Annotated in this window: 23 protein-coding genes; 13 read left to right on the plus strand and 10 right to left on the minus strand. The window is 59.8% G+C overall.

Annotated elements, in window-relative coordinates:
- Nucleotides 1–425: 425 nt before the first annotated feature.
- Nucleotides 426–2102, plus strand: a complete 1677-nt coding sequence (locus OG714_RS31650; RefSeq protein ID WP_406126096.1) for a hypothetical protein — start codon at nucleotides 426–428, stop codon at nucleotides 2100–2102.
- Between the two features lie 562 nt (nucleotides 2103–2664).
- Nucleotides 2665–3066, plus strand: a complete 402-nt coding sequence (locus OG714_RS31655) for a hypothetical protein (protein WP_406126098.1) — start codon at nucleotides 2665–2667, stop codon at nucleotides 3064–3066.
- 19 nt (nucleotides 3067–3085) lie between these two features.
- On the opposite strand, the gene OG714_RS31660 is transcribed toward OG714_RS31655, so the two are convergent.
- The 8 genes from OG714_RS31660 to OG714_RS31695 form a co-directional block, all read right to left on the minus strand.
- Nucleotides 3086–3876 (minus strand): IS5 family transposase gene (locus OG714_RS31660; RefSeq protein WP_406126100.1). Its coding sequence is split into 2 segments (ribosomal slippage): nucleotides 3086–3574 and nucleotides 3577–3876, totalling 789 coding nucleotides; the frame shifts between segments, so codons are not numbered across the junction.
- Nucleotides 3877–4050: 174 nt separating this feature from the next.
- The gene (locus OG714_RS31665; RefSeq protein WP_406126101.1) at nucleotides 4051–4380 is read right to left on the minus strand and encodes an Lsr2 family protein; all 330 of its coding nucleotides are present in this window, start codon (nucleotides 4378–4380) and stop codon (nucleotides 4051–4053) included.
- 378 nt (nucleotides 4381–4758) lie between these two features.
- Nucleotides 4759–6780 carry a hypothetical protein gene (locus OG714_RS31670; protein WP_406126103.1) on the minus strand — a complete coding sequence of 674 codons (2022 nt, stop codon included), beginning with the start codon at nucleotides 6778–6780 and terminating at the stop codon, nucleotides 4759–4761.
- Between the two features lie 589 nt (nucleotides 6781–7369).
- Nucleotides 7370–8287, minus strand: a complete 918-nt coding sequence (locus tag OG714_RS31675) for a hypothetical protein (protein ID WP_406126105.1) — start codon at nucleotides 8285–8287, stop codon at nucleotides 7370–7372.
- Between the two features lie 80 nt (nucleotides 8288–8367).
- On the minus strand, nucleotides 8368–9237 hold the full coding sequence (locus OG714_RS31680; RefSeq protein WP_406126106.1) for a GNAT family N-acetyltransferase: 870 nt from the start codon (nucleotides 9235–9237) through the stop codon (nucleotides 8368–8370).
- Nucleotides 9238–9326: 89 nt separating this feature from the next.
- Nucleotides 9327–9494 carry a hypothetical protein gene (locus tag OG714_RS31685; protein ID WP_406126108.1) on the minus strand — a complete coding sequence of 56 codons (168 nt, stop codon included), beginning with the start codon at nucleotides 9492–9494 and terminating at the stop codon, nucleotides 9327–9329.
- Nucleotides 9491–10618: a radical SAM protein gene (locus OG714_RS31690; protein ID WP_406126109.1), complete on the minus strand. Its 1128-nt coding sequence runs from the start codon at nucleotides 10616–10618 to the stop codon at nucleotides 9491–9493. Before OG714_RS31690 ends, OG714_RS31685 begins: the two co-directional genes overlap by 4 nt.
- Before the next feature lie 435 nt (nucleotides 10619–11053).
- Entirely contained in the window at nucleotides 11054–11419 is a 366-nt protein-coding gene (locus tag OG714_RS31695; RefSeq protein ID WP_406126111.1) for a hypothetical protein, read from the minus strand.
- 192 nt (nucleotides 11420–11611) lie between these two features.
- Here OG714_RS31695 and OG714_RS31700 point away from each other — a divergent pair, with 192 nt between their 5' ends.
- The 8 genes from OG714_RS31700 (at nucleotide 11612) to OG714_RS31735 (ending at nucleotide 18509) form a co-directional block, all read left to right on the plus strand.
- The gene (locus tag OG714_RS31700; protein ID WP_406126113.1) at nucleotides 11612–12019 is read left to right on the plus strand and encodes a hypothetical protein; all 408 of its coding nucleotides are present in this window, start codon (nucleotides 11612–11614) and stop codon (nucleotides 12017–12019) included.
- Entirely contained in the window at nucleotides 11991–12515 is a 525-nt protein-coding gene (locus OG714_RS31705; RefSeq protein WP_406126115.1) for a DUF6879 family protein, read from the plus strand. The genes OG714_RS31700 and OG714_RS31705 overlap by 29 nt, the downstream gene beginning before the upstream one ends.
- A gap of 7 nt (nucleotides 12516–12522) precedes the next feature.
- Nucleotides 12523–13377: a helix-turn-helix domain-containing protein gene (locus tag OG714_RS31710; RefSeq protein ID WP_406126117.1), complete on the plus strand. Its 855-nt coding sequence runs from the start codon at nucleotides 12523–12525 to the stop codon at nucleotides 13375–13377.
- 9 nt (nucleotides 13378–13386) lie between these two features.
- Nucleotides 13387–13569, plus strand: coding sequence for a DUF397 domain-containing protein (locus OG714_RS31715; RefSeq protein WP_406126118.1), 183 nt, complete (start codon nucleotides 13387–13389; stop codon nucleotides 13567–13569).
- Nucleotides 13570–14132: 563 nt separating this feature from the next.
- A complete protein-coding gene (locus OG714_RS31720) occupies nucleotides 14133–14750 on the plus strand; it encodes an RNA polymerase sigma factor (protein ID WP_406126120.1) in 618 nt (205 codons plus the stop codon).
- Between the two features lie 7 nt (nucleotides 14751–14757).
- On the plus strand, nucleotides 14758–15480 hold the full coding sequence (locus tag OG714_RS31725; RefSeq protein ID WP_406126122.1) for a hypothetical protein: 723 nt from the start codon (nucleotides 14758–14760) through the stop codon (nucleotides 15478–15480).
- Nucleotides 15481–15556: 76 nt separating this feature from the next.
- Entirely contained in the window at nucleotides 15557–16933 is a 1377-nt protein-coding gene (locus OG714_RS31730; protein ID WP_406126124.1) for a hypothetical protein, read from the plus strand.
- Between the two features lie 790 nt (nucleotides 16934–17723).
- Nucleotides 17724–18509 carry a hypothetical protein gene (locus tag OG714_RS31735; RefSeq protein WP_406126125.1) on the plus strand — a complete coding sequence of 262 codons (786 nt, stop codon included), beginning with the start codon at nucleotides 17724–17726 and terminating at the stop codon, nucleotides 18507–18509.
- 756 nt (nucleotides 18510–19265) lie between these two features.
- Here the strand turns inward: OG714_RS31735 and OG714_RS31740 are convergent.
- Nucleotides 19266–20597: a hypothetical protein gene (locus OG714_RS31740; RefSeq protein WP_406126126.1), complete on the minus strand. Its 1332-nt coding sequence runs from the start codon at nucleotides 20595–20597 to the stop codon at nucleotides 19266–19268.
- A gap of 645 nt (nucleotides 20598–21242) precedes the next feature.
- On the opposite strand from OG714_RS31740, the gene OG714_RS31745 reads away from it, so the two are divergent.
- The 3 genes from OG714_RS31745 to OG714_RS31755 all read left to right on the plus strand — a co-directional run bounded on the left by OG714_RS31745 (nucleotide 21243) and on the right by OG714_RS31755 (nucleotide 25554).
- Nucleotides 21243–22262, plus strand: a complete 1020-nt coding sequence (locus tag OG714_RS31745; RefSeq protein ID WP_406126127.1) for a hypothetical protein — start codon at nucleotides 21243–21245, stop codon at nucleotides 22260–22262.
- Nucleotides 22259–24439 (plus strand): carbamoyltransferase C-terminal domain-containing protein, encoded by a 2181-nt coding sequence (locus OG714_RS31750; RefSeq protein WP_406126128.1) that lies wholly within the window; start codon nucleotides 22259–22261, stop codon nucleotides 24437–24439. The genes OG714_RS31745 and OG714_RS31750 overlap by 4 nt, the downstream gene beginning before the upstream one ends.
- A 200-nt stretch (nucleotides 24440–24639) precedes the next feature.
- Complete coding sequence (locus OG714_RS31755; RefSeq protein WP_406126129.1) at nucleotides 24640–25554, plus strand: PfkB family carbohydrate kinase; 915 nt, start codon at nucleotides 24640–24642, stop codon at nucleotides 25552–25554.
- A gap of 145 nt (nucleotides 25555–25699) precedes the next feature.
- Here OG714_RS31755 and OG714_RS31760 read toward each other — a convergent pair whose 3' ends face one another.
- The gene (locus OG714_RS31760; protein WP_406126130.1) at nucleotides 25700–25903 is read right to left on the minus strand and encodes a hypothetical protein; all 204 of its coding nucleotides are present in this window, start codon (nucleotides 25901–25903) and stop codon (nucleotides 25700–25702) included.
- Nucleotides 25904–25967 lie beyond the last annotated feature (64 nt).

The following is a 25967-nucleotide window of genomic DNA, read 5'->3' on the forward strand; positions in this document are numbered from 1 at the left end:
CGTCCGACAGACCGCCGTCCTGCGCGCACCTCATAACCAACGGCGTACCGCGAGGATCAAGCTCTGTCAGCAGCTACGACAACCCGAGTTCAACCTCAGTAGTACCCGGGGACGGTAGCGGAAACAAGTGCCCCGAATGATGCGCACTCGTGGGCGTGCGTGATCGGTGACACAGAGCGATTACGTAGTTGGGCTGCAATGTTCGGCCACTCTGTCTAGCGATTCATAGCGCAATCCGGCTGCGCCTGCGCTATCCCGTGCGGGAGGCAGCCGCACCAGATGCGTAGAGCCAGAATCCGTCGCAAGATGGAAGCACGGGCTGACATTGAATGCGATGATGCCGTAGCCCAAGACGCGGCGGAAAATATACTTAGTGCACCTAGGGAAAAGTCGCCAAAGGTCGCAAGATGGGATAGGAGGAGGTCGTGCGTTATCTTGCCGAGGATGAGCATCAACTCCTCCTGGAATTGACTCCCAGCCATCGCCTGTTTGTTCAGCGATGGATTGAGCTATTCGACCGAGAAGTCCCATTCTACTTCCGTATCCCTCCTGTTTCATTCGAGGCCTTGAAGCAAGAGAAAGGAGCTAAAGGGATCAGGGGATTTCACATTCCTCATATAAGGGCTGAGTATGATCGGGCATGTTGGATCGTGGCTTCGGATACCCTCGCGGAAGCAGGGGGCGACCCTGCTAATGTGAAAATTATCGCAACAAGGATATCTCTGGCGGGTTTTCATCATGAATTCATATTTCAGAAGTATCGTGAATTGCTGAGGGACTTTCCTGACTCGCTAAAAATCGTATGTGGGTGGTTTGAGAACAACAAGCGTATGCGCCCACTAGCGATATGGGCGCCCTGCGACCGGAAAGGGCACATACCTAAGCGTACTAATCTTGAAGTAGGCTCACTCGAAGATGTACCAACAGACTGCCAGGAACTGGCCGATGAATTTTTGACCCAACATCGGAAGTACTACCCCCTTACCAAATTTGTCATCAAGGGGTGTATTAGCGCTCTAGACCCAAACGGAGCGTATGCCTCGCTAAGGGAGGGGGTTGAAAACTACACTCGACTAAGGGACCCTGGTGTCCAAATGGCGAGCCTTCGGGAAGGGAAGAGCGTTGCTATCATCGATGACATTCTTCAGGACCCCGTGCCGGAAGCCTACGCCTTTGTGCCGCCTTCTGATTTTCGGTACAGGGTGGAACGGCCCTTGCCGCGGGGTATGGTGAATGAGGCAATGGAAGCGGCTGACTCCGATTCTCTAATTTCAACTATTTTGTATAATCTAACAGCCGTTTATCGAGAGATTTCACGCCCGATTCCCGACCCCCGCGCTGCCTTCACGCAACTTATACCCCTCTGTGACTGTGCATTCGAGGACTGTTATCCCAAAAAATCCTCGGCATTCGATAGAACAGTGGATAGTGCGGCGCGCCTACTGGCTGCAGATAGCTTCCATGCGCATCTGACCTACATAACGAGCTATCTCAAACGATCGCCTCGAACTTCATATCAGAGTTATCCTCTATTGCGGCACCATGCAAGCTTGGAATATTGCTACGATTTGCTAAGTGATCAAAGTCGATGGGAAAGTGAGGTTCTGAGGCAGAGCCCTTGGGACGAACTCCTGATCTGGCGACGAGAACAGTGGGTTGCCGAGCAAATTGACCCTGCGAAAGTGTTGGCTGCTCACTATCAAAGCCAGCTATGGGCGACAGCCAGGGCAATGCGCGCCCGACACCATCTTGCTCATCAAGGTAAGCCGTTGAGTGATGAGTATCTTCTTGCCGTCCTGTATCAGGCACTCTGTCTCAATCTGCGCTTGCGCGTATGGGCTAATTGCCATGAGCATAAATTCCCAAAAATCATGCAGGATCTTGGTCGCGAGATCTCAATTGCCGAATCGGGGAAACAGATAGAGCAGAGTCACAGAGTGCTCGCTATTCAAGGGTGGTATGGAGCCGAGCAATGGTGCAGCAGGGCCACGCAACGCCGGAAAGAATCGCGACGTAAAATCCCTTCGATCCCTAGGGAGCCGCGAACGCGGAGCCGAAGAGGAGTGGTGATCGATAGAACCCCGACCGGTACCAATGATTAGCCTCTGGAAAATGGTCCTCATCGGCTGTTGCGGATATAAGTCAAAGGGACCTGGAACCAGGCCGCGACCAGGGATGAAGGGGCAGTTACCCAGTTTTCCGAGTTCGCATTGGTTGACAAAATGATCATGAAATGCTAAAATTTAGGCGAACCTTAAAATGTGGTTAGAACCTGCCGAGAGCGACTGTTGGCAGCCAATCGATTGGCTGCCAACAGTCGCTCTCAACGTGCTTGAGATCACCCGAGTGGAAATGCTTCGGTGAAATCCTGCGGCAGGAAGAGGTTATTGTGACTATAAGCGAGATAGATTCTCCTGACTTGTTCGTTTCGCCTCAAGGCCAGGTTGCCAACATGCGCCGCTGGAACGTGGAGCGGGGTTGGAGTTTCGCCGATGCGCAGTTCGCAGAGGTGGAGGCCGAAGCGGATCAATTCAGCTGGCCTGCCGGCCACCTAAGAGCTCGTAACACGATCATTCGCCCCAGTCCCAGTGGTCGTGTCGTGGTGGAGCGTGGGAGCGTGGCCCTGGATCGTTGGTGGTGGCCTGTGTGGGGAGGAGGGGCTGGGTGAGCGTGGTGTGGGCGGCGACGTCGCCGGAATCGGGACTGTTTCATCCGGTTGAGAGACGTTCAGAGGTGGAAGATCTGTCAGACCGCTTCGACGACCTGCGTTCCCGTGGTCAGGGGTACGTCGAGGTTCGGTTGCCGAACAGGGAGTTCCCGGTGCTTGCCCTGGCCTTCCGGGATGATCACGCGGTGGTTCATCTGATGAGTGACACCGAGCGGATGTCTCTACTCATGGGCGACGGCACCGTGTCCTCGGGTGCCGAGGTCGAAGTCCCGGTCATCGACGACCTCGCCGCATTCACGGGGAACTTTGTCCTGGATACCGTTCGGGCCTGGGACCTCGTGCACGACTTCATCCGGACGCGGGCGGCCGGCCCTCTGGGTGAGTGGCGTGAGGTGTAGCCAAAAGCTCGTGCCGCGATCATGATCGGTGCTTCTTCAGGCGCCTCCAGCAGATCAGGCCGCAGGCCAACGAGACGAAGGCGTCGTGGAGTTCGGTTCGGCGTTCCCAGCGGACGGCGAGGCGTTTGAACTGGTGGAGCAGGGCGAAAGTCTGTTCCACGACGTAGCGGAGTTTGCCCAGGCCCTTGATGTTCGGGGCGTTCCTGCGTGAGATGACCGGCAGGATCCGGCGCTTGCGCAGTTCCTCGCGGTGGGGGTTGGAGTCGTAGCCCTTGTCCCCGAGCAGCGAATCGGGGCGGCGGCGTGGCCGGCCGGGACGCCCGGCCACGGGCGGGATGCCGTCGACCAGGGCGAGGGTCTGGGTGACGTCGTTGACGTTGGCAGCGGTGGTGATGACCTTGAGCGGGGTACCGCGTCCGTCGCAGATCAAGTGGTGCTTGCTGCCCGTCTTCCGGCGGTCGACCGGCGACGGACCGGTGTCGGCTCCCCCTTTTTCGCGCGGATGTGGGAGCCGTCCACGCACGCCCTGGACCAGTCGAGTTCGCCGGCCGCATTCAGCTCGGCAAGCAGAATGCGGTGCAACTGGTCGAAGACGCCGGCCTGCTGCCAGCGGTCCAGACGCCGCCAGCAGGTCTGTCCCGAGCCGAACCCCAGCTCCAGCGGGAGGAGTTGCCAGGCTATGTCGTTGTGGAGGACGTACAGGATGCCCTGCAGACACAGCCGGTCCGCCACCGGCTGCGGGCCCGGTGATCGCTCGGGCCAGGGCGGCAGCAGCGGCTCGATCAGCGCCCACAAGTCGTCATCCAGCATCCACGGTCGAGTACTCACACTCTCCCGAACGGCCGAATCGTCACATCCGTCACGCCTGACCAGGGCACCTCAACAAGATCGTGTTACGAGCTCTCAACGTGGTTGCCGCCGTGGCCAGTTGAGGCGAATGCCGCCACCAACTCCGTGCTCGCCGTTCAAATCAGAGGTTCGTCGTCAGCGAGCGGCTTCGTACTTCTCGATGACGTTGCGCGGCACCCGGCCGCGGGTATTGACCTCAATGCCTTGGCTCTTAGCCCATTCGCGCACCTTGATGGGATCCGGGCTGTCAGCCCGTGTGCTGCTACCGCGGTGACGAGGCGCGCTGCCCGACTTACGGCCGACCTTGAGGAAGGGCGCCAAAGCATCCAGTAGTAGCTGGTGGCTGTCAGGATTGAGGTCAACTTCGTAGCTGACGCCGTCGAGGCTGAATGTGTGTGCGGCGATGTCCTCACCCTCGGCGCCCGTCAAGTCGTCGGTGAAGATGGTTACGGTGCGCTGAACCATGGCGATGGTCTCTTTCCTGTCGTAGTGGCATGAGTCTAAGCGTCGGATAGGCCACGTCTGTCCAACTCTTCTCAAAGCGATCTGGGCGCTACCCAACTACCGCTCGTCGAGCCAACGAAACTGTTCCTGTTCTAAGGGTCTGCGCCTGATGAGCCCAAGTTCTCAATTGGAGACAAACTGGCCATCTATCGCGCTGCGGCCCAGTCGATCTACCGTGAACTCACTTCGGCGCTGAGTGAGGCACGTCATGGAGTCAGCACAGCAAAACTGGCGGGCACCTGCTCAAAGTGCCCCGGACGTAGTTGTGTCAGATCAGTGTTGGCTAGGGCCTGCTCACTTGCTGGATGTAACCTATGGGACGTGCTTGCACAGCATCAGTCACGCCGCCGGCGCCAGCAGATGAGAGCCAACAGACGGCAACATCGTAGCCCGCACACCCTGTAGCACCTCGTTCAGGTCTCGGGGGTCTTCGCTGGTGGCGTAGAGAACTTGGCATCCGGCCCGGGAGGCCTTTTCAAGACGCCTTACAAATGCGGCAAGGCTGCCTCTGTCGGTCTCCTGCTGACGTGGCTCATCGAGCATGAGCAGCTGGGCGTGATTACTCTGAGGAGACGAGGATGCAGCCTCGTAGAGAGCCAGATAGTAGGCCCACTTCGTTCGGATCATGTCGGACGCACTAATGCCCATTGAAAGATCAAAGGTGAGTTCGACTCCGTCGTTAACTGGAATTAGCGCAGAGGAGTCAATCGACAGGTCAGAAGGAGGAACACTGCGTAGGCCATACTCTTGAACCTGCGCTCGGAAACTGGACTGCATCCTAGAAATAATTTGCTGGTCAGCGCGGTTGAGTGTTCCGTCGCGCAATCCTGCCAATCGATCCCGGATGGCCTGCCAGCTTTCCGCTAGATCATCGAAATAGTCGTTTGCCTCTTCTGATAGATCGAGCAATCGTTGGCCGTTCTCAATAGAGGACGACAAGAGAATTTGTTGCTGGACTTGCGCCCGGCTGGGAACTGCAGATGGGCCAGCGAGTTCATCTCGAAGCGCGCGCACCTGTCGCATGGCTCCATGCAGAGCAGCCTGCAAGGAAGCGCGCTCTCGCTCAAGAGTAGACCTACGTCGACTAGCGCTCTCTGTCGCCGTACGAACAGCCTCTCTCTCTGCTTCTACCTCGGCGATAGTTTGCTCAAGGTCTGCCGCAATGCCGGTCGCAGTCTCACGGCCGTCAAGTGTCTGACCACACGTTGGACAGACATCGTTCGATACCGAGGTAATGCTCAACGTACTGCCAAGATTACGGAGCTTCCTCAAGTCCGCTAGACGAGCTCTCTCGGTTTCGAGACTCGCGAAGCGGCCAGCAAGAACATCAGAGTCTGTGCGCGAGAAGTTCAAGTGCTCTTCGATGAGCCGGATACGCGCACCAGCTTCCCGGGCGGCCGCTTCGGCTGAAGAGAGTTCTTGCCGAGCCCGTTCGGTGTGCTCGCCAGCAGACTCCACGCCTCGCTGTTCAAGCTCGTCAAGAGCATCTCGCCAGGAACCGATCTGACGCTCAAGTGGCACCCATGCTGAGTCCGCCATTACTTCGACGACGGAGCGCTGTCTACGAGCGAGTGTGACGGGACTTTCCTGGTGAAGGAAGACGCGACAGTTGAGCCCCTTCGCCCCCTCGTTGAGACGGTCGCTAGCAGCTTGCCATTTCTTTTTAATGTCATCTTCTTCAGCTTTCGCGGCAGCGAGGGCAGTCAGCCGTTCCAGGGCGGACAGGCCCAAGACGTATTCCACAGCCCGACGAAGAACGTCTCTGATGCCGAGGTATGTAGGCATCCGGGGTGCAACCCCCGACCACCCTGATTTCTGCTCAACATAGAAGAGAGGGAATAGGGTTTCTAGATAAAGGGTGACTTCGGCCGTGTTGAATCCTGGGACTTGAGGAAGATCCCAACCTAGAAACTCTGCCAGTTCCCTGTGGAATCCGAGCTCTCGAATAGTCGACCCGCCGTGGCGCACGAACATGTCCACTCGGCTTGCCCTATCTAAATCGGCGAGGTTGGTGGCTTGCCAGGTCAAGATTAGGGCTGTATCAACTCCGTCACCCCGAACAAATCGTTTGCAGCGCATATAGGAGCCGCGTTCGTTGGTAATCGTTAGGGCGACCCAAGACTCCCTGACGGGTGAACGTCCGCCGTCAGGGAAGTCTGCGACTGACAGCAGCGCAGGTCCGAATGGTGGCTTCCTGCTGGAAGAAAACATCCCTTCGAGTCCGAGCGCATAGATGACCCCCTGTAGGAGCGTTGACTTGCCGAAGCTGTTTGGAGCAGCAATCACATTGAGGCCAGGCGAGAATTCGGTGGCATAACGAAGCAGCCCACGGTCAGTCCGCGATGAGATCTCAACGTTCACCAATCGCATGCTCATGCGCCCGCCCCTGAATCCGCGCGACTACTCACCTTCACAACACCGAGCCTCTCCCACATGCCTGACGCTGAAATCGGTCTAAGGGCGGCAAGAAATCGCTTCTCTTCCTCCAGTAGCTCGGGGTCAGAGTTGAGAAGTTTCAGGTATTCTTTCCCTCGGGCAGTTAGTATATAACGCGATCTACCCTTTTCTGTAATCACTCCTTCTGCCCGGGAAATCTTGAGAGCATCCTCTAGGGGCGGATAGAACTTCCGCAGCGGAGTCTTTCCAATATCGCTGGATCGCCAGGTCTCCAGGAAGAGGTCGGCGCAACTCCTGTCGCTGATAGCCCAGAGCAAGCAATGCAACTGTTCGGCCGTAGCAGAGTTTGCCCGACAGCTTCCAAGAATCAGCACAAGGGCCGTCACTCGCCATGCTGCTCTTCTTGCTGTGGGAACAGGTAGCGGCACCCGGTGCAATTCAACGGGGGTGAGGGGATTTCGGTGCGGAAACTCATTCAGAGTGACTAAGTCGGCCGACTGTCCATCTTCATCGATTCGTCCGAAGGGCGCACTGTCGGAGATCGTAGGCCACATCAGGCGACCCGCCTAAAGCGTAGAGGGCATCGGATCAGCCAGCTGGAAACCGCATACCAGGCGATTTGCTCGCACAAGACACTTGAGAGCCCCGGCGCGTCGGACTTCAAAGACTCAGTTAGGCGACGAACCAAAGTCTCAATGACTTCAGTTCCTGGCTGCCCCATGCTGGAAACAGTCATCGTCAGCGTAGAAAGTACGACCTTGAGTCGACGGTCTACAGCCGCATGGAAAGTCGGGTACTCCACCTTTAGGCGGTCCATCTGGGACTGGCCTCGAAAGAACATTCTGAGCATCTCATCGCGATAATCAGCCAGCCACTCGGGATCAGAGGCCAGAGAAGGTACTACTGAAAGTTTCGTTGTTACTCGATCGGCCATCTCGTTCCCGTTTCCCGAGCCCCACAAGGAGGCATCCGGATCGGGTATATCAAGATGTAGTTGTGTTTCAACCTGCCCGAGTAGCCTGGCTCGCTCAGATGCAAACTCCTCATCCGTAATGACTAGAACTTTAAATTCAGCGGCTAGCCATTTCGGGCGGGGATCTATATCGAGAACATCTTTTTTCTTCTTTTGTGCATGCTCCACAAGGGAACGGCTGTCGAATTGTGGTGTCATCAAGACCCACGTGTGCAACCGAACATCACCAAGGAGGCGACAGGTTCCCTCTATGTCGTCACATAGACGCTTGAGGTCCTTCGTCATTTTACGCTTTTGTGAAGTTGTTTGAGAATCCATGCTGTAGGCGTCTTCTGGGGCGTAGCACTGATACCCCACACCGTCAAAGCGGAACGCCTCCAACCCGCCGTCACCCTTGTCGCGAGCTGGGATGAATTGAATGTTCGAGTCGTAGCGCATCGACAGGAGGTGCCGACAGTAGGCCTCCCACTCGCCCCCGCTCCACTGCTCTCTGATCACTTGGGCACCTTATCGGCGCGCGTCTCGCTTCAGGTAGAGCTTGGATGCATTGAGGAGCAGTTCACGGGGCAGGTACGGGTTCAAGCGGCCTGCCAGTAGGTAAAGCCGAGTGACGTCAGTCCTTCCGAACGGCAGAGACGATCAGAAGGACCTCCGACCTCCGTCTGAAGGAGCTGATAGGCGGCTCCCTTGGCCTGTCCCCAGTGCATCGCAGCACGCCACAGCAGACGTCCAAGCCCGTGACCGCGGTGCTCCTGGAGGACGCCGAAGTACTGCGGCATCAACTGAGGGGTGCCGATCGCGTCGGGCCGGATCTCCATGGGGCCGATGGCACCGGCCACCGTGTCGCCCACGGTGGCGGTCAGCATCGGTCCGACGGTCCCTGCCTGCATCTGTTGGTAGAGGAAGGCGAAGCCGTCAGAGGCCATCTGCTCGGCGAAGGCGGCGAAGGTGCCTCGTACCTCCGCCGGCCACTCATCGAAAGGTCGGACGGGGCCATCGGGAGCCAGCCGGATGGTCGCCCTGAAGTCCTGGAGCTGGATACGCGTACCGCGCCCGTCTGCTGCCTCGGGACCGAGGAAACGCACGATCCGCGCCTTTCCGGCGCCGTGCTCGGCGGCCAGTTTCTGAGCCAGCTCGGTAGCCACGAAGGCGCTGTCGGGCTCGATGCCGTAGAGGTGGACCTTGACCATGCCGGAGCCTCGCCGGGACAGCGTGGGAATCAACGTCTCACCAGGCCTGTGAGCGATGCCCTCGACGAGAACGGTCTCGTCCTTGCTGTCGGACCAGCGGATGTCCTTGTCGTAGCGCAAGAACCAACGGTCGGTGGAGGCCGCGATCAGGGTGTCCGTGAAGAGGTCTTCGGTGAGGACGGACGGGTGTACCGGTCCGATCGTCGGCACGTAGGGCGCCGACACCACTGGACGTAGCCAGTCCCAGCGGAATCGCATGTGCTCAGAGTACTCATCTCGTGCTCGAAGGCTCAGGCCCCGACGCAGATCCGCCAGGGCCTGAGCACAGATGACCGGAAGGGTTTCGGTCAGTTCGGGTTGTCGTCGCCGGCCGCGCAGGAGCAGGCGCTGCCCTCCATCAAGGCGTCGGCGTCCACCTCGATGACGAGTGCCGTGGTGGCGACGAGAGTGGTGGGCAGAGCCGGGCGGGTGGCCGGCGGGCGGCTGGCCTGGATCTCGACGGGAACGGGACTCATGAGTGGACCATCTCCTTGGTGTCTCCGTGCTGGCAGTAGGTGTTCAGTGGTGCCTTCGCCTCCTGGTAGACCTTGGCGAGCGGTCGACATACCCGGCATGAGCCGGAGATCGAGCAGTCCGTGCAGCCACCGGTGCGAAGCATGAGCCGATCGGAGATCGCTCCGAGTCGGCGAAGTCCATCGAGACCTTCGGTCATGAGGTTGATCTGGTCGTCGCGGCCGATCTTGCAGATCGAGACCATGGCGTGAGGGTCGGCGTGGAAGAAGGTCACTCCCGCATTGCAGCCCTGGAAGACCGGCCGCTTGCGAAGGAATTCCGTCGACTGGACGAGCAGCGGCTCGCCGGTCCCCGAGAAGGTCGGCTGCATGTTGGTGTAGACGTGGTGATCTAGGCCCCAGCCCTTCACCAGGTCCACCATGGCGTCGACTTCGTGGGCGTTGTCCTCCGTGACCACGACGGACACTCGCAGAGGCAGACCGGCATTTCGAGCGGTGGCCATGCCTCGCTGGAAGTTCTTCCAGGCGCCCTTGCGCTGGGTCAGTTCGTCGAAGGACTCCTCCGTGGCGCCGTACATGCTGACGACGACGCGGTACGGCGGGCAGTCCCGGAACAGCCGCAACACCTCGGGTTTCCACAGACGCGAGGCGTTGGTGGAGATCGTGAGCATCATGCCCTGGCGGTACGCGTACCGGTAGGCGCCCTCGAAGTCGGGATCGATCGTCGGTTCGCCACCCGTGATCTGGAGCCAGAGAACCCCCGAGTCGCGGAAGATGTCGATGAGCTTGACCTTCTCGTCCCAGCTCAGGCCGGCCAGGGGACGTTCGCCGAGGTAGCAGTGCTTGCAGCCGAAGTTGCAGTAGAGGTTGATCTCCCAACTCGCCCGCGCGAAGGCGAGTTCGGTCGGCTCACGCACCAGGAGCGCCGGTCCGGCGGCCTGACCGTCGAGATCGAGACCCCAGGCTTCGGCCGCGGTTTCTACCAGCCAGTCCGGCACGCGGGTGTTGAAGTTGGTGCTCCGCCGTACCTCCTCGTAGTGCTCGGTCGGTAAGCGCACACAGGTGGCGCTCCCCGGCCGGACGGCCAGATGGCCATCCAAGAACGGGCTGACGATCAGCTGGTGCATCCGATACCTCCTGGGGTTGAGCCCCACCCCAGCTCGTACGGGGGAACCGAGCTGGGGTGGGAGCTACATGGCGGGACGAGCGTCCCGCCGCTGGTGGTAGGAGCGGACGACTTGACGACACCACTCGCAACAGTCGCCACAAGCGAATACCGGGGCCGATAGGCCGCCCACCTCGGCGAGGCCGATGAAGATCACGAGTTGATCGGAGCGACGGCAGAGCAGACAGGTGCCCCTGACCCACTGGCGACCGGTCATGCTCCGGCCTCGATGCGCTCCTGCCGAGTCCGCGTCACAACGAGCTGCTCAGGATTGTCGGCCGGCCACTCGGAACGAGCCGGGGCCCGGAGGACAGGCACACCACGACTGACGTCCGTCACGATCGCTCGGCATCCGGGTTTGTACTCGACCTCATCTCCGATGCCGGGTCGGTTGCCGTCAGTCATTGCGGGGTACCCCGCCGTTCCGCTCGACGTAGACCCACAGGAGCCGCCGGGTGAGGTTGGCTACGTCGCGCATGAAGAAGAAGGCCGTGAAGCTCGGCGCCTGTCTGCCGGGGCGGTTGGTCAGCTCCAGCAGCTTGTACGCCTGACGAAACAGGTCCATGACTTCGCCATCGTCATCAGCGCCCAGGTCTTCGGCCAGGAGCAGACTCAGCAGACCGACGACTCTCGTCGTCTTGAAGTCGATGTCCTCACGGGTTGACGTGCTCAGCTCCATCTTCAGCACGCCATCGGTTATGTCCGAGATCAACTCGACATCGATGGGCAAGTTGTCGACGCCGGCCTCGGGTTCCTCGGTCACGCTCGCCACCACGCTTCTCCCCTCGATGCCGCTTGCGCGGACTTGGGTTCGAGAACGAACGTAGAGCGACCAGCGCCCAACTCCCAAGGAGATTGCGCGAGTTTGCAGCAAGTCGATTGACGGGCTCGAACGGCTCCTCGACGATCGACGTGTCGCGCAAACCTGCGCAAGGCAGCGGACGGGAGAGCAACCATGAAGCTACGGTTCCTTGGTAAGAACTCCACCCCCGGAGACAGCCCCACCCTGTACGCCAGTGACCAGGACAGCTACGTCATCCAAGGCTGGAAGATCTTCGCCAACGACCTACTCGCGCAGCTCGACGTGCCAGAAGGACAGACCGCGGTAGAGGTGCCGACCGAGTTGTTCGAGCACCTGACCAAGGACGGCCAACTGTCCGGCGAGATCAGGAAGTTCACCGCCCCGATCATGCTCGTCACGGAACAGGGAACATGCGTACTCCAAGGCCCGGAAATGCACGATCCTGAAGCCCTGAGCCAGATGCGCATGCCTGACTATGAGACCTGCATCGAGGTCCCCAAGTCCTCGATCATGGCCCTGCTGGAGGAGAACGGTGGACCTGATCACCCCCGCACAGCGTGACGAGCTGTTCCGCAGCTTCGAGCGTGACGCCTTCCACCTGGAGCTGCGGGACGACTACGGATCTCCCGTCGAAGACACGCCGTACGCCAGGTGGCAGCGGGGCGAGCCCGACGACTACGTGTGGCTCGATCCGTGGATGACGCTGATGAAGCGCGTGACGGGTGAAGGCAAGACGGTGCGACGTGTCCGAGTGATCACGGAGCCGCACTCCGAGTACGTCGGATGGGAGCACTCGCTGACTCACCTCAACATCGAGGCCGGCGAGGACATCCGATGGCTACCGCGGCATCGGTTGCCCGAGGATGTCACCTTCCCCGCCGGTGGCAACGACTGGTGGCTGTACGACGACCGCCTCCTTGCGGTCGGCCATTTCGATCCGGAGGGCCGCGTCCTCGGGTCGGAGATCGTCGAGGACCCTGACACCGTGGCCGCATGCATTCGGGTGCGCGACCTGCTCTGGGCCGACGCCATCCCGCACGCCGAGTACAAGCCCTGACCCATCAGTGAGCAACCAAGCACAAGAAGCACGAGAGGCACTGGGTGCCCGGCTGCGTGGATTCCGCAAAGACGCGGGGTTCGCGAGCGGCCGGGCATTCGCCGTGGCCACCGGGTGGGCGGAGTCGAAGGTCTCCCGGCTGGAGAACGGCAAGCAGAACCCCAGCGAAGATGACATCCGTACCTGGTGCATGAAGACCGACAGGCAAGAGCACCTCGCCGACCTGATCGCCACGGTGCGGCACATCGACGAGCTGTGGCTTGAGTGGCGCCGGCAGTTCCAGACCGGCGCGGCGCAGCGACAGAAGAAGGCCTTGCCGGTCTACGCCAAGACCAAGGTCTTCCGCATCTGGCATCCGACGCTGGTGTGGGGAACGCTCCAGACGGCGGAGTACGCGGCGGAGACCTTCCGGCAGGTCGTCGACTATTACGAGATTCCCGACGACGCGGAAGCCGCCACCGCCAAGCGGCTGGAACGACAGCAGTACCTGTACCGAGGCAGCCGGATCTTCAACGTGGTGCTCGGCGAGCAGGCGCTGTACACGAACTTTGGAGGACCGGAGGTGATGAAGGGGCAGCTCGACCGGTTGTTGGCGGTGATGCGGCTGCCCCGGTTGAGCCTGGGCATCATCCCGCGCTCCGCGTCCATCGGTATCTGGCCCGGCAATTCCTTCTCGATGTTCGACGACAAGCTCGTCCTCGTTGAGACCTACTCGGCGGAGTTCTCGGTCACGCAGCCCCGAGAGATCGAGCTGTACACCAAGGCCTTCGCTCTCTTGAAGCAGTCAGCGGTCTACGGCACCGCCGTCCGCGACCTCATCCTCACCGCCAGCCGACACTTCGATCAGATATCGAGCGACTAGGAGAGCACCATGCAGCCTGTGACTCTGAACTGGCGTACCAGCACTTACACCGGGACCGAGAACTGTGTTGAAGTGGCCGACAACGAACCGACGAAAGTGATGGTGCGGGACACCAAGGAACGCAGTCGCGGAACTATGGCCGTCCAGCCGATCACTTGGGTGGCATTCGTGGAGTTCGCCAAGCAGGGGTAGGGGGACTGCCCGGGGTGCCCTCCGCCAGCCTGCCGCACGGTCGTGACCTCCGTCACACGAAGTGTAGTTGACCGGTCACGCAGGGTTTGCGCAAATCTTGGCAGATCGTGGATCGCTTCGGGTGTCGCCCAGGTGATCGGGGTGGCGCGTGGGGTGGCGCGAGCGTGCGGGGGATGGTGCGAACCCCTGTGCGGAGTTTGCGGTAACCGGAAGGCTACTCTCCGTTAAAAAGACGTGGTGAGGCGCTCTGCACGAACCGGTCCCCTCACGCGGTTTGCTTCTCCACAAGAGCAACGAGGCTCCAGGTGCCGGGAGTTGACGAGCGGGGACGAGCTGCTGACTGGCGCCGCGTGAGATCAAGAGGACCACCAGGTGACACTCGACGACGTTGCCAGCCTTGTGCTGGCCTCGGCCGCCGCGGCTCGGGCGTATGCGCCCGACGTGCGTACCGGTTTCAGGCGCCTCCTGAGCGCTGGCGTACGGCTCGGCGCGGCGACTCTCATCGAGCAACAGCAGCCCGTCGCCCGACCTGACCAGTCCGGGCTTGGTGAAGGGGGCCAGCGATGAACGCTCAGCCCCCGGACGATCGCGATGAGCGCGCCCTGCGCGACCCGAGCGACGTGATGCCACCGGCCTTCTGGGCCTTCCACGAGCTCTACCATCAAGCGTACTTCGAGTACGCCCAAGTTCAGTTGGGTGACAAGGTCTCTGCTGACCGGCTGGTGGACTCCACCTTCGTCTTCCTGGCGGTCGTTTGGCACCAGGTGACCGCCAAGGAGAATCCCGGTGCCTTTGCTTGGACCCTGCTCAAGGAACGAGTTGCCAGCGAGTTAGAAGCTCAGGGCCGTGATCCAGCGGCCTCACAGACGCTGGCCTTCGAGCGAGCTATCCGCGCCGCCTGCGATCCCATCCTGGACAGCTTCCGCCAAGAGTTTCGTGCGCAGGTTACCGAACTTGAGGACGGGTTGGGTCTGTATGCGGCAATGGCCCGCTTACCGGAGCGCCAGTTTGATGTCATGGTGCTCCAGTTCGCCCTCGGCTTCCCTACCAAGCGCGCTGCGCTGGTGATGGGTATCTGTGAGGCGACAGTCCGCTCTACGCGCCGCGCCGCCAAGCGTCGCCTGGCCGCAGACCTCGGACTGGAGATCGACGAAATCGGGGACGTCGATGATGAGGAGTGACACAGCCATGCGCTCGCACCAGCCGCGCACGATCGAAGAAGCCCTCGCTCGGGCTCGCATCTTTGCCGGCGTGTATACGCCAGTAGATCTGGAGAGCTCTCGCCAGCGCATTACGGAGCAACTGCTCGAACTGCGGTGGATGAAGGCATTCGCGTTACCCACTGCCAGCACTAGGGGCCGTCCAGCACAGGCGCCTCTGATGCTCCATGAACGGGCAGCCAACGACCTGCGAGCTCTGTGCCAAGGCGTCATCCACGATGGCGATGCAGCGCGCCGTCTGGCTCGCTTCGACGCCGCGCGTGACCCAGGTGGCGCCCTCGCATTCGCCTGCCTGCTCATGCTTGCGGATCGCGAGGAAGGAGCGCAGTTCTGGCTTCAGTTCGCGGCCGGCGGCGGCCAGGCCACCGGGGCGCTTTGCCTCTACCTGCTTCACCTGCGCCGAGGAGAGTGGCGCGACGCTCAGCACTGGGCGAGGCAGATGGCGCATCTCGAAAACGAGCCCTGCCAGTACTCGCCCGTAGCCCACGAGATCGTGGAGACAACCTCAGCGGCGGGAGGTGTCACTGTCTTCATCGACCTGCCGGATGACCAGACGGTCGTCTCGGAGGCCGCGGTGAAGGATGCCGTGGAAGACCTGGACGTTGATCTCATCGACGAGCTCGGGGCCATTCCGCAGCCCAGCCCGGATCTGGCCCACCAACTTGAGGATCTAGTCACGGCAGGTCGTTAGCCCGGGAAAAGTCACGGCAGGTCGTTAGCCCGGGAAAACCGAAGCGCAATGGCCAGCTGATCGCCACACTTGCACGATGAGCCTGTTCGACGCCGACTACTACGACCCAGACGACATACTGGCGCACCCGCGGCACCAGGGCATGCAGCCCGTCCTGGCCACACTGATCCAGCAGCTGCGGGACTGCACTACGGAGGAGGCCGGCGTCGCCTTCCAGCGGGACCTGCTTACCCGGCTGCTGGAGGTGGAGAAGGACTGTAAGGAGCTCAAGCGTGCCGCAGGGCGGGTGCGTAAGGGCAAGTCGCCTCAGCCAGAGGCCCCCGAGCCGCAGTCGGGTCGCGGCCTTGGTGACGTCGAGACTTGGCGGTTCGAGCACGACGTGTGCGACCGGCTGGTTCGCCAACTGCGTTCCGTTGGAGACGCGTTGGCCTGGCGGGCCTTCAACTTCCACCGCCCGTACATCCTCGCTCTGTCCCGCAACGATCCGCCCGGCCCGATGTACGGCAAAGCCGGGTTGCCAGCGGAGCTCGATCGGGTCGAGAGGGCCTTCAAGGAGAATGGCGCCTTCGCCCTCCTGCATGACCTGACAAACTGCCTGCGCATCGGCGACGTTACGGTGTGGGACCGTGTTAATCCTCCCCGCACCGAAGAGATCAAGACTAATCCGAAGGCTCGCAAGAGTGCCCAGATCCGGCGGATCAACCAGGCCAGGGCCGCAGTGTTGGAAGGCGGTCCTCTACCAGGAGAGAGGGCGTCTGAGACGCTTCATGACCTGGATCTACCGCTACGCACTCACCTCGATGTATTGCGCGCGGCGCTGGAACGAGCCGCGACCGAGGGTTGCTACGCCACCGCGGTGCCTGGTAGTCGGGCCCTCTACGTTGTCGACCAACTCGGCTGTATCCAACAGGGGCTGCCTTCTCCGCAGTTCAACGAACGCCTCCAGGGGGCTGTGAATGCCGCGTTGGAGAGTGCTGGCATCGCGGCGGGCCGAGAGGACCACAACGTCCACTTCACCAGCCTGGAAAGTACGGCCCGGGATCCGCTGCGGGTGCCGTGGGCAAACTACCCCTTACATCCCGTGGCTTGCGCTCGGCTGATCGGAGACTACGCCTCAGTGTTCGTAGAGACCTCTGGACCTGCGCTGGCCCGTCTGCTCCAGGTCGCCGGCCTGGACGCCCACTGGGTCCTTCCGCCGGGGAAGACGAGCCTCAAGCCCGGCCAGATCGTGATGGAGATCCACCAGCGGGATGAGTTGCGCGGGCTACCGCCGGGAGCTGTCACGATGGCCCCGGGGTGGACGCTGCAAATGGGCCGCTCCGAACTGGACCGCTACATGATCGAACTCGTCCAGCCCGGCTCATGGATCGCAGGCATGAAACACGTACTCGCCGCACGGAGGGTAGGACAGCCTTGGCCGCACTACCGCAATGAGCACGAGGTCTGGCTCTAAGCCGAGGCGCTGTTGTCCGGAGGTGTGCTTCACGTCTGTCAATGTCCATGTCGCCGTAGATCCATGAGGGCCGACTTGCCGGTTCCCGTGGTTGATGGACGTGTAGTTACCGAACTCAGCACAGGGGCGGGCCTCCATAGTTCCGCTCCCGATGCATGGGCAAGTCGTCGCGCAGATCTTTGATCCCGCTCCGGAAAGGCAATCGCCGCGGGCTGCACGAGACGGTGGGCATCCGTTCTCCGGAGTCTGGACGGTGACCAATGGGACCTGGCAGCAGAGCTAGGTTTGGGGATTGCGCACGCCACCGCTTGAGCCTACTGATGCGCCAAGGCCGGAAGCCCTTGAAGTCTCCAGCTCTGGTGTCAGCAGGCTTCGCACCCAGCCGCGCGGCCCATGCCTACGTTTGACGGTGCCGCCTGACGAGCGCGCACTTGCTGCTCGCCACTCGTCGGCGCACAGTGGAACAGGAGGAGCCTGCATCACATGCACGCTCAACCTCCAGCTTTTGTGAGGGGTATCCATGCAATACGTAAGCTTCGCAGAGTTCATCCAAGACCCCTCCAGCTACGTGCGGAATGCACAGAAAATCCAATCTGGCCTGGTCATCGGAAATCCAGAGGATGTAATCGCCGTCGTTGCGACAGAGCGTCATATCAAGTGGCCGCCGCGCAGAGATATGAGCGAACTTCTACCGCCCGGATTCCAAGAGTCAGAGCCGCCCAATCCTTCTGATTGAAAATTGTACAGTCAGAAGCGACAGCTCCGCCCTCGGGCTCAATAAGGACGCGCGATGTCTGATATCCATCGAACCCGAATACGGCGATTGGCTGATGGTCACGACTGTCCATTTGCCGGTCGAGACGACTACGTCATGTGGCTTATGGATACAGGGCAATACGTTCATATGGATGATCCGGTGCGCGGGGCCGAACTGGAGGCGGAGATATGTCGAACTTGGATGGGGGATGGCCAGACGTCCTGTGAATTTGCGGCCTCTATGGCTGAAGGGACGGGGTGGACTCCCCTAATCGTGGCTCAGCCCAACCGGGAAGTCCTCCGTCAAACACTCGACGGCCTTCTCATCGAATACGAGGGCCGCACGGAGATTGTTCAGATCATCTTTCCGTACGTCTCTGGCGCGACTGGACTCACTGGACTCATTAACGATCTGTGCAGCACTAATCAATGGTCGTGGGCCGAACATCCTGGAGCTGACGATGAGCTGCTTCTCTCGCTAGAGTACCAAATGGTTACGCAGCGATACGCCAGCTTCGCGCTCGGATTTGGCCAGTTCGAGTTTCTCCCGTTCACTCGCCAAGGGCCATATACTGCGATTGTATTGTGCCTCCATGCGCGGATGCCTCATAATCGATATCCTCGTTCCGACGGATTGGTTCCGCTGTATGTGCAGGACGCAGCCTCTGATCTCGATTCGGCCGCGCACGTCATGCGCGCCGCGAGCACTATTGCGATCAAGGCCAATATACTGAACGGGGAATTTGAGCAGGCGGCGTCCATGGACATAGCGTTTCGCATTCCAAGAGCCAATGCCGGCCAGCTACTAAAGTCAGAATAAGCCCCCTAGTTCATTGCAGAAGTAGGGGGTCGTTGAGGTCGGTACCGACCTTGGGTAATGCGGCAAATTACTCTGCTCGGGGCAGCAGGAACGCGAAGTTGCGCGGAAGACCGGCGGCTGTGCGGAGCCGCGCGAGAAGATCTGGGTCAGTTCCGACAGTGGCTACTACATTGCCATCATCATCGATGATGTCGTACTTTGGCACACCTCGGACTTCTTCGGCATTAAGCTGACTCCGGTGAAATTGCGGGCGCTTCGGGGCAGGCATTTACCATCCTCCCATCAGGGGTTTTTGATATGACGGTCCGTCATATTCCTTAAAATGATCTTATGCGGCCCGCATGTCAAGGTCTGCAACACCGATTTATGCCCGGACGTGCAACCTGAACAGATTTCCGCCGGAGTCGTATCTGATGAGAGTGCATAGTCTTCGGTAACAAAGAAATTACAACGTAATCACGATTTGGTATCTATCGGACGAGATCGTTCAGGGGCAGGCTGATCGAAGATCAGGTGCACCGCCCGCGATCTCTTTTGCCTCGGCGTAGTCACGAAGGCTCAGCTCACCGGAGTTCTATTCAAGCGTTGAGACCCAGACGCAAAGTTGCCTAATCCGCATAACGGGTTTCAAGAAGGACGAGGCGCTGCCTGCATATCTGAATCGACTAATACTCCAGCCGTGGATCGCTGGTGCGATGTCCGACCGGCCTCGCGGGGGCACAGCATGCGGTGGGTCTGGATGTAGGCCGGGTCTCTTTAGGCCCAGGGCACGTTACTCACGTCGCCTATCCAGCCGCGGATTCGAGTGAGGTCCCGATAACTTCCGCAGTAGCCCAATGAGTTGAGGATCAGCAGTACGAGGTAGTGGCGAGCGAGAAGCCAGGCGTCCCGCGTCAGCCCGTCCAGTCCGTAGACCCGTTCCTGAGACTCTTGCGGGTGCACCAGTTTGTTCCTGGCCCAGGTCACGACGTCGGCACCATCGACGTCTCTATTCTCGTTCGCCTTCGCTTCGGCGGCGTATTGAGCAGCTGCTGGCAAGAGAGCAGGATCGATGTCGACTGGGATCTGGGCATCACCCAGCACTGTGCGCAGCAGCTTGTGCGCTGGGAGGTCGTTGTACTGCCGTTTGGTCAGGACACCACCGAGGACGAGGCTTTGCCACATAATGTGTTCCAAGCCGGCTGTGCCCATAATGATCCGGGGCTCGATGAAGTCACGGCTCCTCATAGCGGAGATGGCGTACATCATCTGGAAGCGCAGCGGGGTGAGCTTGTCCGGGGCGGCGAAGGCGTCGATCACGAGACTCAGGAAAGCGCCCAGCGAGTCGTGATCTTGGTCGTACCACCAGCCGTCGCCGCTTGGACGCGCCGGGTCACAGTGAGAGCCTTGCCACTGCTCCCAGACCACTCGACCGTCGCTGTCTTCTCCCACGGGCAGCATCGGAGCGGTCCAGCGGCCGAGGGCGAACGAGATCCCGACGTGCAGCGCGGTGAGCAACGGGTCGGCCTCGTCGGCCGTGAAGACGCCATCATCGAGGCGACGTACCTCCATGACGTGTGTCATGACGTACACGTCAGTCTTGTGGAGACCTCGCCATACCCGCTGGTAATCGGGGCGAACGTCGAGCGTGATGCTCCAGCCGTTAGTTTGGTGCACCCAACGGCCCGACCATTCGTGCACTCCGCCGGCCGTTTTCGCCACTAGTCCCAGCGGGCCGTGCCAGTCGGGCAGGTTGAACCAGTGAACGAGGATTCTGGTCAGGGGAGCCTGGGAGTCCCCGAACACAGCCCCGTTCGACCATCCTCCGTCGATGTTGCGCGGAACGCCAAGCATGGTCATGTCGCCCGTCAGGCGGCGAAGCGTCAGAGAAACCTCGTCTCGGTTGGCAAAGAACGGCGACGCTCCATTGCCAACTTCCCACTCAAAGTTGAAGCCGTTCGAGCACGTAAGCTCGACTCGACCAGGAACATCGGTTGGCCCGAGCCCGCCAATCGGGCCGTCGTGCAACAGGATGGCCTGGCCAGGTTCGTTGTATGGGTAGACCGGCGGGAGCGGTGGGCTCGCTGGAGGGGTGTTCGTCTTGGCCACGCAGCCACGATAGTGATACGGCATCTGGCTGCGTGACTCTTCGCAGTCATCGATCCGTTCGTTCAAGGGATCGCCCTTCCGCGGAGCGGATCAACATCCAAGGCATGCGTAGTCGGTGTGGTGTCGGCGCGAGTGGACAGGGACCGCCGGCGTTCAGCCCCCAGCGCAGCAGCTGACTCCCTCCGTCGCTCTACGCCCAAGCAGCCCAGCTGTCAACCCACGCTACCGCGCGGCACCGGTACCAGGGTGCTAGCAGGCTGTGCCGTGGTGTCTCGCCTTGCTAGAGACGGAGACTGAGAACGCAAGGGCTCTATGCGTAGCAAGGTGCAGAAAGGTTTCTTCTGTTGGGGTTGAGCGCAGGTAACATGCACGTTCGTTCCCCGGCTATCTGCATCTGTAGAACCCTTGCCGATCTTCCACCTGGCGAGGCTGTGCATGGTTGATCTACCCGCGGTTTCCCACGTTTAGCCCACCTATCGAAACCTTGCCTCCTCGACCCTGGCTATCGCTATGCTGCTTCAACCGGTGCTTGCGTGCGGCCGGGGCAGACTGGGATGCAACTGGGGGATGATCGTGGCGGTGGCGGGGCCCGGAGCCGAGCATGTCTGCTTTGTAATTCACGCTCATCGACCGTATTGCTTTGACATGAACGAAATCATGGCATTGCCGGCCGGGATGCGTTACCGAAATAGATTTGACAGACAATGGGTTGACCCGCCATTGAGGGGCGACTTGCAGAGCCTGCTTGGCGAAGCAGTGCTTATTGTTCTGAGGGATCCTGGCAATAATACGCTAATTCCCGTTCGATGGGGAAAGATCGTGACTGTGCAGCCAGTTGGGCGCATTGTCTATTTCGAGTACCACTTGGGTGATCTGGTTGAGTACTCGACAGCCGAGAATGTCCGGCAGCAGGAGATTGTCGATCATACAACTACCTTTGCTGCACAGCATTCATGGCTTCCTGGTACTGCTGGTCAACCCATGGGGAATGCCGCCGTTTTCCGTAGCACGGTTGGGAACGGATTTCATCGCAAGGACTCCAGTGACCTAACGGCGTGGGGCAATGCTGTATCTGCTATCGCAACGGCTGATGCATATGAGGGAATTGAGTTCCTTAAAGTGGTAGGCCTATTTGGCCCGGACGATAAACCGGCCACTGTGCGAGCCGAGTCGTTTCTCGTCAAGTCGAAAACCGTCTACTCGCTCCGCGTCTTCCAACATGTTCCCAGGCCGGGAAGTGCAATAATACCTTCTCATAGTATTGAAGTTAATACTTTCGCCACGCACGTCACTGCACTGCGATTCCGGCAGCAGGCAGTTGGCAAGTACGACATGCTCACGTTCGTGCTGCGAGTACTCCACCTCAGTCCGGGTGAGCGTACGTCCATGGAAATTCCGCACCGCCCCGATGCGGCTACTAGTAACAACGCTCTCACTTCGCTTTATTTGCCCCTCACTATTACCAACCCGGAACCAGCGCGTCTTGCAGCTATGTTGGTTCTGCTTGTGACTTGTGCGGTTCTGATGTTCTGGCCGCACATCCGAGGCCTGCCTGAGGATGTTGTGCGAAACATCGCTACGGTGGTCTTTGTGCTTACGCTCACCGGACCGAATCGGACCTTGTCCACCATTTGGCCCTCGTGGCCTTGGGGAGGTAGTAGATGAAGATCTTGGGAATCAGTAAGCACTGCACACTCAGCGGCCAGCGCATTCGCAACGGCGGGTCGGCTGTCTACGTAGATGGAAAGATCTTTGCCCTGGGAGAGGACAGGGCGCAAGGAAAAAAATATGCATGCGGGTATGCGCATTCCCTACCGATCCTGCTGCGCCACACCGGACTGGATCTCGAACGCGACATAGATGCCATCGCCGTGAGTACCTGCTGCGAACCAGAGTCAGCGGCAATGAAAGGCCACCCTCTTGAGGGGCATCCAAAACTGATCTCTGTCGATCACCACTTATCTCACGCATTCTTGGCCTTTCAGGCGTCGGGATATGATCGCTCCCTGGTCGTGGTCAATGATGCTGGCGGCAACACGCTGGGTGGTCCTGATGTAAACCCTCGATGGTGGGAGTTCCCGAGGGAACAAGCGTCATACTACTTGGCTGACAAGAAGGCCGGCCTAACTCTCATTGATCGTGACTTCGACGATCCGTTCGATGTCGGACTCGGAGAGATGTATCGAGCGTTCACTCACTATCTCGGCTGGCGTTCCTCCGTGTATTCGTCCTATACGATGGCCCTCGCTGGCCACGGAGATAGGGATGCCGTACCTGAACAACTCTTCTCATTCGATGGCCAACGCCTCTCCTCGCCCATCAGGAATGATCCCGGCGATCCAATCGGAATGATTACCCGACTGGGGCGTGCGCTAGGTGTGAACTTTGGTGAACCGCGATCCCCCAATGGGGCGATTCTTCGCATCCATCGTGATTTGGCTGCTTTCATTCAACGTAGCATCGAGGAAGCGCTACGCATGAAGCTCACCATGCTGGCGAGGGAGCATGGTGTCGACAAGGTCTGTCTGGCTGGTGGAACTGCGCTCAACGTAGTAGCCAACGGCGCTTTGCTCAGCATCTTCCCCGGCGGCGTCTACGTTCCTAGTGCCCCGGGTGATGACGGTCAGTGTCTGGGAAACGTATATGCAGCCTTGGCAGTGCAAGGAATTCGAGGAACCACTGTGCCAGCAATGAAGACAAGTTCGGACGCCTGCATTGGGCCAGACGATAAGATCGACTCGGGTGCTGTGGCCAGCACCCTAAAAAAAGCTGGCCTCGCGTCGTACGTGGTTTTTGAAACCGCCGACTTTTCTAATATTGCTGCCAAATTCTTGGCTGCTGGCTCGGTTGTATGCATCTTTCAGTCCCAAGCCGAATTTGGCCCTCGCGCCTTGGGCGCACGTAGTATCCTGGCGGATCCTCGACGAGCAGACGTCGTTCACGAGCTCAATGCGCTCAAACGCCGGGACTGGTTCATGCCGTTCGCTCCCGCAGCCATGGCATCACATATGCATGACTGGTTCGAGCCTGTGGCGCCCAGTCCCTTCATGTCCTTTGCGCTGCAGGCGACATCGAGGGCTCTGCAACAGATCCCAGCAGTGGTGAACGCGGACGGCACCGCACGCGTACAGTCCGTCGAAGACAGTGAAGAAAGTCCACTGTCTCGGACACTTCGCAACTTCTTCAACATGACGGGCATCCCGGTCCTGCTGAACACCAGCTTCAACCATGGTGGATCTCCTATCGTGCAGACCATTGAGCAAGCGATCGACTCGTTCAGCTCGATGCCTATTAACGTGCTAGTACTTGGAAGGTTTATCGTCGTGAAATCCCTGTCTCCAGCCCCTTCCGATCTGCCTTTGGAAGGGTCTTTCGGTGACTTGAGCATGCAGGTGTTCCGCGGTGGGGCGCCCACTGTGGTGGATGTCTCAGTCCCATCGGTTACCTCAGTAATCCGTCAGATTCAAGACCTTACTGGCTCCGTCGTCTTTGTTCGTACGCAGTTCCCCTTGTACGGGCAGTACTTGGATTGGATGCGGCAAGGGCAAAAGCACACGACGATTCGTTTCCGGCGTGAAGCTGTTGAAATTCCCTTCAATGGCCGCCTCCCCCTCTTTGAAACGAGCGACTACGGTCCTGGTGATCGGACTCATCCTGCGGAACATGTGCAGGTTAATGGTGTGCGGTACCACCGTTTCGGGGAGCTCACGGTCGAGGACGCAGAAAAGGATGGTTTCAGGGACGTTGCTCACATGCGTCATGATCTGCAGAAGATCTACCCCACCATGAAGGACGGTGACTGGGTGACCATTTACGACATCGAGTTGGCGGATCGATCGTAGCCGTCATTCGCGGGTCACGCCCCCTTTCTGGCGCTATCACGCTTCGCTAAGTCCGCCGTCGCACCCGCGACGGCGGACCGGGTTTCTTCATCGGGATCGAGCCTCGATTTCCCCAAATTACGACTGCCGGGGGACCTATGGAAGAGCGATGTAGTGAAGTAAGGAGCGATCATCGCGGACGGGTTGTCGTCTGCGGCTCCTTGGCCTTCGATGAAGTCTTCACGGTTGAGGGGAGTCTGCGGCTCACTTCCGATCATCTCGGCCCTGTGCGCCAATCCTATGTGGCCTCCGAAGCGCACACATCTTTTGGTGGTTGTGCCGGAAACATTGGATATGCTCTAACAGGGCTCAACCGGGATTCAATCCTGGTTGCCTCCGTTGGGCGCGACGCGAGTCCGTACTTGGAGCATTTGCTTCAGTGTTCGATCGACGTTTCCTCAATCATCGAGCATACTGACACCTTGACTGCTCGGTGCGTTGTGGTTACGGACTTAGCAGGTGCTCAGTTGGTTGCTTTTCACCCGGGTGCTGCAGGCCGCTACGCGCCTCCGCCTGAAATTGCAGCCTTCGCGTCGCTGGCTATTGTGGCGCCCAGCACAACAGATTCAGTCATTAAGCAAATGTCCCGGCTCAAACAGTTGAACACGCCGATACTCTGGCTGCCGGCACACTCGGTCGCCGACTATCAGAGTGGACAGCTGCAAAATCTCCTCAAGTGCTCGGACTATGTAATCGTCAATGAGGCAGAGGCAGAATTACTTTATTCTGCTATGCGAGCGAACCCCATTGAATTGGCTGAGTGTCTTAAGGGTTATATTGTCACCCTTGGTGGACGGGGATCAATTCTTTACTTCGATCGACAGTCGCACCATATTGCCCCTGTTTCAGCACGGGCTGTTGACCCAACCGGGTGTGGCGACTTCTATGCAGCTGGATTTGCTCACGGTGTGATTGGTGGCCTGGATCTCGTGACCGCCGCTGGCGTAGGGTCCGTCATGGGTGCGCTCAATGCGAGTCACGCAGGTACTCAGACATTCGAAGTCCGCATCGACGAGGTGTATTCTCGGTTTCACCGGGCGTACGGCTACCATTTGTCTTCAGAGGACGGGGTCTAGTCGAAGCCGTCCGCTGCATCGAGGCGGGCTATTCGACTAGCAATATTGGGGCTGCAGCGAATTCGGTCGCGCAGCGAAGACTGCAAGCGGCGCGGTGAACTCAGCTCCTTGCTCCACTCCCGCAGCGTCTTGAGGCGCAGGCTCGTTATGTGGCGATACCCAGTAGCGCCAGCAGCGGCGCTGTCGGCACCCGCCAGGTCGAGCCGACCCGTATGGCTGGCACCGGGAACTCGTCGCGGCGGACCAGCTCGAAGGCCCGTGTGCGGCCGATGCCCAGGGCGCGGGCGGCGGTGACGAGGTCGATGACGACCGGTAGCTCCAGCAACTCGGTCCGTCTCATGCCGACCATGTAGCTCACCTCGCTTGCGGTGGTGTGCTCTGTTCTGAGAGCAGATGATCCGCCCTAGTTTGTT

It is taken from the genome of Streptomyces sp. NBC_00989 (assembly GCF_045162655.1).
In the GTDB taxonomy this organism is placed as follows: domain Bacteria; phylum Actinomycetota; class Actinomycetes; order Streptomycetales; family Streptomycetaceae; genus Streptomyces.